This is a genomic window from Pseudomonas sp. NFPP04, assembly GCF_900113815.1.
Classification (GTDB): Bacteria; Pseudomonadota; Gammaproteobacteria; order Pseudomonadales; family Pseudomonadaceae; genus Aquipseudomonas; species Aquipseudomonas extremorientalis.
On the sequence record NZ_FOQS01000001.1, the window covers coordinates 1 to 12,146 of the forward strand.

At 60.0% G+C, this 12,146-nt stretch carries 11 protein-coding genes and 1 rRNA gene; 7 read left to right on the forward strand and 5 right to left on the reverse strand.

The window, feature by feature from the left end:
* Positions 1 to 183: 183 nt before the first annotated feature.
* From rrf to BM017_RS00020, 4 genes are all read left to right on the forward strand, one after another.
* Positions 184 to 299, forward strand: a 5S ribosomal RNA gene (gene rrf / locus BM017_RS00005).
* A gap of 159 nt (positions 300 to 458) precedes the next feature.
* The gene (locus tag BM017_RS00010) at positions 459 to 1,118 is read left to right on the forward strand and encodes a paraquat-inducible protein A (RefSeq protein WP_092240492.1); all 660 of its coding nucleotides are present in this window, start codon (positions 459 to 461) and stop codon (positions 1,116 to 1,118) included.
* A complete protein-coding gene (locus BM017_RS00015) occupies positions 1,105 to 1,728 on the forward strand; it encodes a paraquat-inducible protein A (RefSeq protein ID WP_071490979.1) in 624 nt (207 codons plus the stop codon). The genes BM017_RS00010 and BM017_RS00015 overlap by 14 nt, the downstream gene beginning before the upstream one ends.
* Positions 1,721 to 4,024, forward strand: a complete 2,304-nt coding sequence (locus BM017_RS00020; RefSeq protein ID WP_092240494.1) for a PqiB family protein — start codon at positions 1,721 to 1,723, stop codon at positions 4,022 to 4,024. The genes BM017_RS00015 and BM017_RS00020 overlap by 8 nt, the downstream gene beginning before the upstream one ends.
* A gap of 61 nt (positions 4,025 to 4,085) precedes the next feature.
* Here the strand turns inward: BM017_RS00020 and mksF are convergent, their stop codons facing one another.
* Genes mksF through mksB form a run of 3 tightly spaced genes read right to left on the reverse strand, consistent with a single transcriptional unit; the run spans position 4,086 to position 8,897 of the window.
* Positions 4,086 to 6,926, reverse strand: a complete 2,841-nt coding sequence (mksF, locus tag BM017_RS00025) for an Mks condensin complex protein MksF (RefSeq protein ID WP_092240497.1) — start codon at positions 6,924 to 6,926, stop codon at positions 4,086 to 4,088.
* Complete coding sequence (gene mksE, locus BM017_RS00030) at positions 6,923 to 7,630, reverse strand: Mks condensin complex protein MksE (protein WP_016974932.1); 708 nt, start codon at positions 7,628 to 7,630, stop codon at positions 6,923 to 6,925. Before mksE ends, mksF begins: the two co-directional genes overlap by 4 nt.
* Entirely contained in the window at positions 7,620 to 8,897 is a 1,278-nt protein-coding gene (mksB, locus tag BM017_RS00035) for an Mks condensin complex protein MksB (protein ID WP_092240499.1), read from the reverse strand. The genes mksE and mksB overlap by 11 nt, the downstream gene beginning before the upstream one ends.
* A 187-nt stretch (positions 8,898 to 9,084) precedes the next feature.
* On the opposite strand from mksB, the gene BM017_RS00040 reads away from it, so the two are divergent.
* Both BM017_RS00040 and rimI read left to right on the forward strand, forming a co-directional pair.
* A complete protein-coding gene (locus tag BM017_RS00040; protein WP_092240501.1) occupies positions 9,085 to 9,831 on the forward strand; it encodes an energy transducer TonB in 747 nt (248 codons plus the stop codon).
* Positions 9,824 to 10,276 (forward strand): ribosomal protein S18-alanine N-acetyltransferase, encoded by a 453-nt coding sequence (gene rimI / locus BM017_RS00045; RefSeq protein ID WP_003188286.1) that lies wholly within the window; start codon positions 9,824 to 9,826, stop codon positions 10,274 to 10,276. Before BM017_RS00040 ends, rimI begins: the two co-directional genes overlap by 8 nt.
* Before the next feature lie 117 nt (positions 10,277 to 10,393).
* On the opposite strand, the gene BM017_RS00050 is transcribed toward rimI, so the two are convergent.
* On the reverse strand, positions 10,394 to 10,759 hold the full coding sequence (locus tag BM017_RS00050) for a serine kinase/phosphatase (protein ID WP_092240503.1): 366 nt from the start codon (positions 10,757 to 10,759) through the stop codon (positions 10,394 to 10,396).
* Positions 10,760 to 10,913: 154 nt separating this feature from the next.
* Between BM017_RS00050 and can the strand changes: the two genes are divergently transcribed.
* The gene (can, locus tag BM017_RS00055; RefSeq protein ID WP_010213394.1) at positions 10,914 to 11,558 is read left to right on the forward strand and encodes a carbonate dehydratase; all 645 of its coding nucleotides are present in this window, start codon (positions 10,914 to 10,916) and stop codon (positions 11,556 to 11,558) included.
* On the opposite strand, the gene BM017_RS00060 is transcribed toward can, so the two are convergent.
* Positions 11,555 to 12,076: an SET domain-containing protein gene (locus tag BM017_RS00060; RefSeq protein WP_092240505.1), complete on the reverse strand. Its 522-nt coding sequence runs from the start codon at positions 12,074 to 12,076 to the stop codon at positions 11,555 to 11,557. The two genes, can and BM017_RS00060, sit on opposite strands and share 4 nt — an antisense overlap.
* Positions 12,077 to 12,146: the final 70 nt, after the last annotated feature.

Consider the following 12,146-nt stretch of genomic DNA (forward strand, 5'->3'; position numbering starts at 1 on the left):
TACTAATTGCCCGTGAGGCTTGACCATATAACACCCAAGCAATTTGACTACTCTAACGAGCATCAGATTGCGGTGTGTGAAGACGAAAATGAACCGAAAGTTCGACGTTCACAAAACACCGAAAGCTGTCACATACCCAATTTGCTGAAGCGAGGCCCAGGCCGCGACTCAGTACCCGAATTTCTTGACGACCATAGAGCATTGGAACCACCTGATCCCATCCCGAACTCAGTAGTGAAACGATGCATCGCCGATGGTAGTGTGGGGTTTCCCCATGTGAGAGTAGGTCATCGTCAAGATTAAATTCCAGAACCCCTGATTGCTAACGCAGTCAGGGGTTTTGTTTTGGGCGGTCGGAAACTCAAGCACTACCTACCCCACGACAAATTTGCACAGTTATTTCTGAACCAGAGCACTAGAATAGGCACCTAACCATTTTTAGAGCCAGAGCCCTATCTATGCCTGATCCGGCTGATGCCCTAGAGCTATCGGATTTACCACTGGACGACCTGGTGGCATGCCATGAGTGCGACTTGCTGATGCGCAAACCGGTGCTCTCCCTCGGCGAAAAAGCCCAATGCCCGCGTTGCGGTTATGAGCTTTACGCTCACCGCCACAATGTCGTTGAGCGAAGTCTCGCCTTGGTGCTGGCTGCACTGTTGCTGTATATACCCGCGAACTTTCTACCCATCATGCAGCTCAATCTACTTGGGCAGTCCTCCGAGGATACCGTGTGGAGCGGCGTTGTCGGTCTGTTCGATACCGGCATGCAAGGCGTCGCCGCCGTTGTGTTCCTGTGCAGCATGGGCATCCCATTGCTCAAGCTGATTTGCCAGTTGGCAGTACTGCTCAGCATCCGTTGGAATATCGGCCGCAGTTATGGACTGCTGTTGTACCGCATCTACCACCACATGAAGGATTGGGGGATGTTGGAGGTCTACTTGATGGGGGTGCTGGTGGCGATCGTAAAACTCGCCGATATGGCGTCCATCACCATTGGCCTGGGCTTGGTCTGTTTTATCAGCCTGCTGATGGTTCAAGTACTGCTTGAGGTGGTGATGTCGCCCCACCAGATCTGGCAAGCGTTGTCAGGAGAGGATGATCATGCGGGCGATTGATGCAGGCATTCTGATTTGTACCGAATGCCACGAATTGAACAAACAGGACACTGATAGCGATGAGCAGCTGTGCACGCGTTGTGGTGCGCTGGTCCATGCCCGCCGCCCCAACAGCCTCACCCGCACCTGGGCACTGCTGATCACGGCGGCCATCTTGTATATTCCAGCCAATGTGTTGCCCATCATGACCATCAATAGCCTTGGTCAGGGTGATCCCAGCACCATCATGGCGGGCGTGATCCAGCTGGTGCAGCATGGTATGTACCCCATCGCTGCCGTGGTGTTCATCGCCAGCATCCTGGTGCCGACGTTCAAGCTGGTCGGCATAGGTCTGCTACTGTTCTCGGTGCAGCGTCACCAACCGTTGTCCGCGCAACAACGCATTGTGATGTACCGCTTTATCGAATTCATTGGCCGCTGGTCCATGCTGGATATCTTCGTGATCGCCATCCTGGTGGCGGTTGTAAATTTTGGGCGACTTGCCAGTGTCGAGGCCAATCTCGGCGCTGCGGCGTTCGCCAGTGTGGTGATCTTGACGATGCTTGCCGCAGTAACTTTTGATCCCCGACTGATTTGGGATAACACGGAGTCGGACGACGACCATGAGTGATTTGCCAAAAGCTAAAACCCGCCCCGCCTCCAATTGGTCGGCCATTTGGGTGTTACCTCTGATTGCCCTGATCATCGGTGGCTGGCTGGGGTGGCGTGCCTATTCTCAACAGGGCATCGATATCCAGGTGCGCTTTGAGAGTGGCGAAGGTATCCAGGTCAACAAAACGGAAGTGGTCTACAAAGGCATGCCGGTGGGCAAGGTCAAGGCCCTGGCCCTAGATGACGAAGGTAACAATCGCGGGGTGATTGCTACCATCGAGATGAACAAGGATGTCGAACAGTACCTGAAGACCAACACCCGTTTCTGGCTGGTCAAGCCGAGTGTCAGCCTGGCCGGCATCACTGGCCTGGAAACCCTGGTGTCGGGCAACTACATCGCCGCCAGCCCTGGTGACGGTGAGCCCACGCGCAAGTTCAAGGCGCTCTCCGAAGAGCCCCCCTTGTCCGACGCCAAGCCCGGCTTGCACCTGACCATCAAGGCTGACCGTCTGGGTTCGCTGAACCGTGGCAGCCCGGTGTTCTACAAGCAGATCCAGGTGGGCCAGGTCAAAAGCTACCTGCTCTCCGAAGACCAGAGCACCGTCGAGATCAAGGTCTATATCGAACCGACCTACGCCAGCCTTGTGCGTAAACACACACGTTTCTGGAACGCCAGCGGCATCAGCATCGATGCGAACCTCTCCGGCGTGAAAGTGCGCAGCGAATCCCTCTCAAGCATCGTTGCCGGCGGTATCGCCTTCGCCACGCCGGAGAACCGCAAGGACAGTCCGCCTACGGACCCAAGTCTGCCATTCCGCCTGTACGAAGATTTCGACGCCGCTGCGGCCGGAATCAAGGTCAAGGTCACACTCTCCGACTTCGAAGGCCTGCAGGCTGGCCGCACTCCGGTGATGTACAAAGGTATCCAGGTCGGTAGCTTGAAAACGCTGAAGATCAATCCGGACCTTTCCAGTGCTAACGCCGAGCTGACCCTCGATCCCCTGGCTGAAGATTACCTGGTACAGGACACTCAGTTCTGGGTGGTCAAACCGTCTATTTCCCTGGCGGGTATCACAGGGCTCGAAGCCTTGGTCAAAGGGAACTACATCGCCATTCGCCCGGGGGACAAAGGGACGCCTCCACAGCGTGAGTACGTCGCACGGGCCAAGGCGCCACCGTTGGACCTGCGTTCCCCTGGCCTGCACATGGTGCTGTTCACAGACAACCTCGGTTCCCTGGATGTCGGCAGTCCGATCCTCTACAAGCAGGTCAAGGTGGGCTCGGTGCAGAGCTACCAGTTCTCGCGCAAGAACAAGCAGTTGGTGATCGGCGTCCACATCGAGAAGGAATACGAAAACCTGGTCAATGGCTCGACGCGCTTCTGGAACGCCAGTGGCGTCACCCTGACCGGTGGTCTCACTGGTGGAATCCAGGTGAAGAGTGAATCCCTGGCCAGCCTGATGGCGGGTGGCATCGCCTTCGAAACACCCGAGCAGAACGTTCCGCTGAAAAAACGCATCCCGCGTTTCCGCCTGTTTGCCGACCGCGATGCTGCCAACCAGCACGGTACCCTGGTGACCATTAAGGTCGACCGCGCCGACGGCATGCGTCCCGGCACTCCTGTGCGTTTCAAAGGCCTGGACGTGGGCAAGATTGAAAGTGTCGACCTCAGTGCCGACATGCAATCGGTACTGCTCAGTGCGCGTATCACCCAAGTGGCTGACCGCATCGCCCGCGTCGGCAGCCAGTTCTGGGTGGTCAAGCCTGAGCTGGGCCTGATGAAAACCGCCAACTTGGAAACCCTGGTCACCGGTCAATACATCGAAGTGCAACCGGCTGCGAAAAACGCCGGCCCGCAAAAGAGTTTTGTCGCGCTCGCCCAGCCCCCTGAAGCCGCCCATCAGGAAGCCGGCCTGAGCCTGACCCTCAGCGCCGCCCGCCGTGGTTCGCTGAAGGAGGGCGTGCCGGTCACCTACCGCGAAGTCACTGTGGGCAAAGTCACCGGCTACGAGCTGGGGCAAACTGCCGACCGTGTATTGATCCACATTCTGATCGAGCCCAAATATGCCCCGCTGGTCCGTGGCGGGAGCCGGTTCTGGAACACCAGTGGCTTTGGCCTCGACTTCGGCCTGTTCAAAGGCGCCACCGTACGCACGGAATCCCTGGAGACCCTGGTCGCCGGCGGTATCGCCTTCGCCACACCCGATGGCGAGCGCATGGGCAATGCCGCCCGGCCACAGCAAACCTTCCCGCTGTTCGACAAGTTCGAAGATGAGTGGCTGACCTGGGCACCTAAAATCCCGCTCGGCAAATAAGCGCCACAAAAAAGGCCGCGATCCATGAGATCGCGGCCTTTTTGCATTTCAGCGCAGGGCGTCAGACTTCATCCAACTGCGGCTCATCCGCCTGTACATTAACCGTTGCCTTCACCACATCATGACGGCGAATGTACTTCCAGTCCGCCTCATCAATGTAGATCCCATTCGGCCCGCTGCCGCCTTCCAGGTCGATCGCCACCTGGGCGGACACCTGCGGCTTCACACTGGCCAGGATTGGCACAAAGCCCAACTGCAAGCTGGTCTCCAGCAATGCGGCCTGGTTCTTCTCGTCGATATCCGCTGCCTCGTCAAGGTAATACGGCAAACGCACACGCCCGGCCTGGTCGCGGTCCATCAAGTGCAGCAACAGGTACATGTTGGTCAGCGCCTTGATGGTCATGGTGGTGCCGTTGGACGCGGCGCCATCGATGTCAGTATGAATCACCGGTTGGCCATGCACCTTGGTAATCTCGAACGCCAGTTCGAACAAATCCTTCAGGCCCAGCTGGTTGTGGTTGGCCGCTACCAGCCGCGCCAGGTACTCCTTGGCTTCTTCGTTCTTGTTGTCCTGCTCGGCGCTCTGGCTCAGGTCGAATACCGAGAGTGTTTCGCCTTCTTCATACTGACCGGCACTGTGGATGATCTGGTCGATATGCTTGAGCGCTTCCTTGTTCGGCGCCAGTACGATGCGGAAGCTTTGCAGGTTGGAGACCTGGCGCTTGTTGATCTCACGGTTGAACAACGCCAGTTGATGCTCAAGGCTGTCGTAGTCGCTGCGGATGTTGCGCAGGGTCCGTGCGATATCGGTGACCGCCGCACGGCGGGCCTTGCCGAGTGTCAACGCTTCATCCGTGCGGTGCGCATAAGCGTTGATCAGCAATTGCAGGCGACGCTCAACATCATCCTCGCTGTCGAACTTGGCCACGCCCTTGAGGCGAACCTGGGCGTACAGCGCTTCGATCTGGCCATCGGCGCGCAGCAAACCTTGCCAACTGTCCTGATAGTCATTGAGCAGCGGCAACAGGTTGTCCATGGAATCGTCGATCGGGTCCATGAACGGCGTGCCGAACGGCAGATCCGCCGGCAACAACTGACGGCGACGCAACGCGTCGTCCAGCGTACGTTGCTTGGCTTCCATATCGCCGATCTGGCGGCCCACCAGTTGCAGCTTGGCCGACAGCTGCTGAACGCGCTCGGTGAACGCATCGCTGGAGCGCTTCAACTCATCCTGCGCCGCTTCCATCTGCGCCAGGTTTTCCAGCTTCTCGCCTTCTTCGGCGCTCAGGGTTTGTGCACGGCGGAAGTCTTCAAGGGCCTTTTGCGCATCGAGCACCTGCTGGTACAGCGCTTCGGTCTGCGTCTTGCTCGCGGCACGGTCGGAGGCTACAGCCTGCTGGGTTTTCAACTGCTTGAGTTCTTTTTCCAGGCGTTCCTTCTGGTCACGCAACGCCGCGCGATCTGCCAGGGCCTGCAATGCCGGCGGTTCGATATGGGAGATGTCGATGGACAGCCCCGGCACTTCAAAGCGCTCGCCCTTGAAGCCGTCGAGGATCTGCTCCAGGGATTTGACCCACTGGCCGTCTTCGTCAAGCGTGATGCCGTGCTCGCCCAACGGCAGGCTGAACAGCGAACTGTTGAACAGGCGCATCAGACGCTCGACGTCTTGCTGTGAGAATTCTTCCCGCAGTTTGGCGTAGCTGTTGTTGTCCGCATGGTCGAGCTGTTGCTTGACCGACTTCAAGCGCTTTTCAAGGTCGCGCAAACGCTCGTCCAGATCCTCGGCGCTGAACTGCCGCGACTGCGCCAGGGCGCCGGCCAACTCATCGTGGGCATCCTTGGCCGCCAGCAGTTGCTGTTCCAGCACCTTGACGTCATCCACCAGGGCAAATCGATGCTTGAGCACCGACAACTCGCCCAACCAACGCTGGATACCACTGATTTCCCGCTCCAGGCGCATCAGCTCCTGGGTGCCGCCACGCTGGTCGTTCTGCAGCGCGTCCTGCTCGTTGCGGTAGTGCTCGGCCTGGATCGTCAGTTCTTCCTTGCGTGCACTGGCGTAGTCCGACCAGGTGCCCAGCAACGAATCCAGCAGCGGCGACAGGCGATGCAATTTGCCACGCAGCACGTCGCGCTGGCGAACACCATTGGACAGCGCTTCTACCAGCGGGCCGGCGGCGACCAGGGAGTTGTAGTCCTGCTCCATGCGCCTTACATCGCGGAAGGCTTCTTCGCACGCGGCGATGTAATCGACACTGCCGGAACGCAAGCTGTGTTCGAAGGCATCGAGAAACAATTGCTTGAGCTTGGCCGCAGTGATTTCACGCATGTGCAGCAGGTTGATAAACAGCGCGCGGAAGGTCTTCAGGCTCTGCTCGCTGGTGGAGCGCAGCGGAATCAACGTCAGGTCCAGCGGGATTGACGTATGCCCGCCCACCAGCAAGCGACGCAGCTCATCCGGCTTGAGTTCGTAGGCTTTCAGGCCTTCGCGCTCAAGGTTGGTGAACAGCTCCTTCTGACGCAGGCAGGTGTCGTTCTTCTGGTAGTGCGCCAGGTCCAGCTTGCCGGCATAGGCAAAGAACTGGTGACCGAAACCACCGCCCGGGCCGCGCCCGACCACGCCGATCACGTGTGGGCCGTGGGGCAGCGAGACTTCCACGAGGATGTAGCTGGTGTCGGTGGCAAAGTAGAAGCGCCGCGATTGTTCCAGGGTGTACTTGCCGAAACTCATGTCCGACATGCGCGCCAGGATCGGGAACTGCAAGGCGTTGATCGACGCGGATTTACCCAGGTTGTTTGCGCCATATACCGACAGCGGCTCTTCCAGCGGGAACAGACCCAGGCTGTAACCGGCGGTGTTCAATAGGGCGAAGCGGCGGATGCCGTAGCGTTCCTTACTCATGCATCGGTCTCCTGTTCTTCGGCAATGGCGCGGGCCAGGGCGTCTTCTTCGCTTTCATCGGCGAAGTCGCTCAAGTCGAGTGGGTCATCGGTTTTCAGCAATTTCTCATCGCTGTCTTCGTCGATGATCACCGGTGCCGGCAGCGGCAACACGCTGTGCACGCTGGCTGCCAGGTCGCGGTCTTGCTGCACCGACAGGCACACATCCAGGAAGCGGTGCATCGGCGGCAGGAAGCGATAGATGCCGTTGTCTTCGCTGGCAAAACCCAGCTGGGTCATACGGCGCATGATTTTTTCTTCGAGTTCTTCCTGGGTCTGCACTTCGGCCTGGATAAACAGGTCGCGGTACTTCTCCAGCAACGACGGCAACTCATCACGGCCCAGGCTGCCACCGTCGAGCACGGCAATCGGGTCGCGGCCCTGGTCGGCCAGGTGCTCGACGATGATGAAGGTGAACAACGCCAGGCGCTGGGCGGTCTTGTTGACCTGCGCGGCCGCCACGGCGGTGTCCGGCACGAAGTAGTAGAAGCCCCGTGTGTCGCACACCAGCTCAAAGCCCAGGGCCTTGAACAGCGTGCGGTACTGGTCCTGGAAGTTCGACAGTTGTGCGTACAGCTCCGGGTCGCGGCGGCTGACGTGGTAACCCTTGAACAGCTCGCGAAAGATCGGCGCCAGTTGGGACAGTTCGGATAGATCAAGATGCATAAGGTGTGCTCGCAGAATTCTCGGCTGCATCATGGCTGGCCGGGAGCAGGGCGAAGGAGCGCAGGCTGACCTGGTGCTCGTGTGTGTGGTAGTCGCGGCGTTCAAGGCGTTCGCGCTTGAAGCGTTTTTCCCGCGAGAGGCGCGAGAACCAGTACAGCAATTCGTCGGTGGCGCCGTCGGGTTCCTGCTCCAGCAGCCAGGTCATCAGGTCCGGCATCGGCAGCGCGTCTTCGCAGCGCTCGAGCATTTCCTTGACGGTGCGTGGTGCGCGCTGGGCGTCGCCCTTGTGGGACTTGTGCGCCTTGGGAAAACGCGCCGGTTTCGGCTCGAAATTCGCCAGGGCATACACGTAGGCTTCCACCTGGCTGGCACTGCCGAGGAAGGTGCTCTGCGGCCGGGTGAACATCGGCATCGCCGCCTGGGGCACTGCGTCCAGGCCTTTACGGCGAATGGCCGACAACGCCAGCGCCGCACCACGGGTCACGGCGTTGTGCCGACGCGCTTCTTCGCGCAGCGGTAGCAGCAGCTCGCGGGCGTGGCGCAGAGTCAGCTGGGCGCTGGTCTGCATCTCCAGGATGCGCGCGTGGGTGCGCAGCAGCATGTCGTCGTCCACCAGATGGCCGAGACGCTGCTGCTCGGTGAGCATGCGCAACAGCACATTTTCCACCTTGCGCACGCCTTGCTCGAAGGCGCCGTCGGCGTTCACCAGTTGGATCATCGGTTCGACGTATTCGTCCCAGGTCGCGAGGACCTCGGCATAACGCTGGCGCAACGGAATCTGGCGGTCGCTGGTCTTGGCGCGATCGGCCACTGCGGCGAGGGCCTGTTCGTCGTTGGCGAGTTTTTTCAGCACGTCGCGCACGCGCATGTCGAGCAGGCGCAACTGACGGGCCAGGTCGTGGCCATCACGGATATCGAAGGCGTCCTGGATGTAACCGGCCAGGCGCTCGAGGTGGCGCAGGTAGGCTTCGATTTCCAGGCACAGGCCAAGCCGGTGCTCCTTGCGAAGATAGGCCAGGAAGTCATGGATCTGTGCATTGAGCTCGAAGCGGTTCGGGCTCTTGGCAACAGGCACCAGGATATCCAGGCGAATCCACACGTCCAGCAGGCTGGTGATGTCCTGTGGCGTGCTGTCCAGTTGTTGGGCGGCCAGTTGTGCGCGCAGTTCGCCCAGGCTCAGGGTGCCTTGGTCGAAGTGTTCGCACAGTGGCTCAAGCAGGGCCCAGTGTTCGGCGAGGGCGCGCAAGACGCGCTTGGGTTCGATCATTGGAATGGCCGGCGGGTTGGCGATTAAAAGTCGCGATTGTACTGCATCGGACGCGGGATTTATCCACAGCCGGTCAGTACGCAGTGGGCGATTGTTGCCGAACAGCGGTAGAATCCCCGCTCTTTAGTTATCCACAAGTGGCCGAGCTGTGCTTATCGAGTCCCGACGTCGCGCTTACTTGACCGCCATGCAGGTGGTCAACTGGCTGCCCCGCACCGAACTGCCGTTTGCCGCGCCGTCGCGGCCCGAGCTGTTGCAGGCGCTTGAGCCCTATGAGGCGTTCGAGTCTTCGGGCGAGGAGGCGGCTGCGCCGGTGGCGGTGGTCAAGCCCACGCCGGAGACGCGACCGGTGGTCGAGCGCGCCAAGATCGAAGTGCCGCGCCCCGTGCCGATGACCAAGACCGCCAAGGTGGCCGAAGAGGCGGCCCCGGTGGTCAAGGCCCCGGTGGTGCCGCCACCGCGCTTTGCCCTGCAATTGCTGCGCGCCGGGCGCTGCCTGCTGCTGGTCGAGTTACCCACCGGCGAACGTTTCCAGACCCGCGACCCTGCCTACATGCTGCTCAAGGACATGCTGCGCGCCGCCGGCCTGCCCGACAGCCCGCAAATCGTCGGCGACCCGGTGCGCTGGCCGCTGCTGGTGCGTGGCAACATGGATCAAGGCCCCGAGGCCGCACGGGATTTCGTGCAAGGTTTTGTGTCGGCGCGCCTGGAAGACGAACCCTGCGCGTGCCTGTGGCTGATCGGCTTGCCCGCTGTGCGTTTTGCCGGCGAGGCCAATGCCGAAGCCTGGTACCGCGAGCTGCAGGTCGAAAGCCTGGGCTTGGTGTGGGCTCTGCCGGGCCTGGAATTATTAATGGAAGAGCCACAGCGTAAGGCTGATGTCTGGCAAGCCATGCGCCGGCTGATGGCGCTCTGGAAAACAACCGATGAGTGAGGCTTTATCCTTCCGCCCGATGACCGAGGCCGACCTCGACGCCGTGCTGAAAATCGAATACGCGGCTTTCAGCCACCCCTGGACCCGTGGGATCTTTCTCGATGGGCTGGGCAAGTACCAGATCTGGCTGATGTTCGAAGGTGAGCAGCAGGTGGGGCACGGCGTGGTGCAGATCATCCTCGATGAGGCGCATCTGCTGAACATTACCGTCAAACCGGAAAACCAGGGGCGCGGCCTGGGGCTGGCGCTGCTGGAGCACTTGATGTCACGTGCCTACGCGGCCAATGCGCGGGAGTGCTTCCTGGAGGTGCGCGACAGCAATACCGGCGCGTTTCGCCTGTATGAGCGCTATGGTTTCAACGAGATCGGCCGTCGCCGGGACTATTACCCGGCTGTCGGTGGCCGCGAAGATGCGGTCGTCATGGCCTGCACCCTGGTCGACTAAATACATAGCCCCATTGTGGGAGGGGGCTTGCCCCCGATGGCGGTGTACCAGTTACCTTATCAGTCTGACATGCCGCTATCGTGGGCAAGCCCCCTCCCACCTGTAGGACACGTTTTGTCAGCGGTTACCGTCTACTGGATCAATATCTGCCAATTCGGCCTCATCCAGGCCATTGCCCCCACCGATCTCATCCTCATCGACGACACTCAGGTCCCAGTCCGCCGGTTCGCCTTCGCCCGCTTCCTGAGCATCCCTTGCTCCATCTTCATGGATCAACGTTTCAGGGCTCATGTCATCGTCCGTCGCTTCATGGTCTTCTGTCGAAGCCCCAGTCAGCCCGGCCTCCCGCACCCGTTCGTCGCCGATATGCGTGGTGGGCGCGTCTTCGTCAAAATCGAGCTCGCGCATCGAGCCCATGCGATCTTCATTGTCATCAATCGGTTCGGGCTGTGCAGCGCCGTAGGGACGTCGTGATTCAGTCATGGCCAATCCTCATACTGTGGGGCTTATAGTGTGTGGACAGGCTGCGCGGCCTAAAGATTCAAGCTAATTCACGCTTGTTATTCGCCGGCAGGGCGTGACCTGGACGTGGAGTTGTCAGTCACAAAACTGCGCATCATTCCTGAGGCTTTCCCTGATGAACGAACTACAAGACCTGCTTGATAACAACGAACGCTGGGCGGACGCGATCAAACAGGAAGATCCCGAATTCTTCGCCAAGCTCGCCCGCCAGCAAACCCCGGAATACCTGTGGATCGGCTGTTCCGATGCCCGCGTACCGGCCAACGAGATCGTCGGCATGCTGCCAGGTGATCTGTTCGTGCACCGTAACGTGGCCAATGTGGTGCTGCATACCGACCTCAATTGCCTGTCGGTGATCCAGTACGCGGTGGACGTGCTCAAGGTCAAACACATCCTGGTCACCGGCCACTATGGCTGTGGCGGCGTGCGCGCCTCGATGCAGGACCGTCAGTTCGGCCTGATCGACGGCTGGCTGCGCACCATTCGCGACCTCTACTACGAGAACCGCGACCTGCTGGCCCAATTGCCCACTGAGGAAGAGCGCGTCGACCGTCTCTGCGAGTTGAACGTGATCCAGCAAGTGGCCAACGTCGGGCACACCAGCATTGTGCAAAACGCCTGGCACCGTGGGCAGAGCCTGTCGATCCATGGCTGCATCTACGGCATCAAGGACGGCCGCTGGAAGAGCTTGAACACCACCATCAGTGGTTTCGAGCAACTGCCACCGCAATACCGCCTGCGTCCGCTGGGCGAAGCCTAAGAGCGTTTACGGTCGCGCCACTGGGCCATGAACGCCTGCCCCTCGGCGTTCAATGGTTCATTGCGACCGGTAATCCAGCCCCGGCAGTTCAATTCGCCGCATTGGCAGGCGAACTGCCGGAACAGCACGTCTTCGGTCATGGCGTAATCCACGGTCAGCAGGGTGTCGGCCGGGATTTCGTGCAACGTCCAGAGCTCCAGGTAGTGCAAGTCGAGAAACACGTTCGGTTTGCACGAATGCGACAGCAGGCCACTGAACCAGCAGTCGTAGAGGTGGATACGCGAAGATAACTGCACCGTGTGCAGGCGTCTTTCGCTCAGGGCGTGGCCTGAGATCTTGGCGATGCACACACGGCTGTCAAAGGCCACGCGCGCCTTGACTCCCGCGCCCACCCCTTGAATGTTGTGCACCGCCTCGAATTGCCTGTCCGTTGGGTAGCCTTGTCCGAGCGTGGACTTGAAAGGGTAAAGGCAGTCACTCATAGCGGTTTTAGCCTTATCCATGGCCTGAGTTTTCATAACTCTCCTGGTTTAGGCTGCATCGACCTGCGGGTGGTGGCTGACTACCAGTCTTGCAGCGGATGGGCGC

What these genes read in the sequence shown, in the direction of transcription:
- BM017_RS00010 (WP_092240492.1), top strand. Translation starts at nt 459, where the DNA reads ATGCCTGATCCGGCTGATGCCCTAGAGCTATCGGATTTACCACTGGAC.
- BM017_RS00015 (WP_071490979.1), top strand. Translation starts at nt 1,105, where the DNA reads ATGCGGGCGATTGATGCAGGCATTCTGATTTGTACCGAATGCCACGAA.
- BM017_RS00020 (WP_092240494.1), top strand. Translation starts at nt 1,721, where the DNA reads ATGAGTGATTTGCCAAAAGCTAAAACCCGCCCCGCCTCCAATTGGTCG.
- mksF (WP_092240497.1), bottom strand. Translation starts at nt 6,926, where the DNA reads ATGAGTAAGGAACGCTACGGCATCCGCCGCTTCGCCCTATTGAACACC.
- mksE (WP_016974932.1), bottom strand. Translation starts at nt 7,630, where the DNA reads ATGCATCTTGATCTATCCGAACTGTCCCAACTGGCGCCGATCTTTCGC.
- mksB (WP_092240499.1), bottom strand. Translation starts at nt 8,897, where the DNA reads ATGATCGAACCCAAGCGCGTCTTGCGCGCCCTCGCCGAACACTGGGCC.
- BM017_RS00040 (WP_092240501.1), top strand. Translation starts at nt 9,085, where the DNA reads ATGCAGGTGGTCAACTGGCTGCCCCGCACCGAACTGCCGTTTGCCGCG.
- rimI (WP_003188286.1), top strand. Translation starts at nt 9,824, where the DNA reads ATGAGTGAGGCTTTATCCTTCCGCCCGATGACCGAGGCCGACCTCGAC.
- BM017_RS00050 (WP_092240503.1), bottom strand. Translation starts at nt 10,759, where the DNA reads ATGACTGAATCACGACGTCCCTACGGCGCTGCACAGCCCGAACCGATT.
- can (WP_010213394.1), top strand. Translation starts at nt 10,914, where the DNA reads ATGAACGAACTACAAGACCTGCTTGATAACAACGAACGCTGGGCGGAC.
- BM017_RS00060 (WP_092240505.1), bottom strand. Translation starts at nt 12,076, where the DNA reads ATGAAAACTCAGGCCATGGATAAGGCTAAAACCGCTATGAGTGACTGC.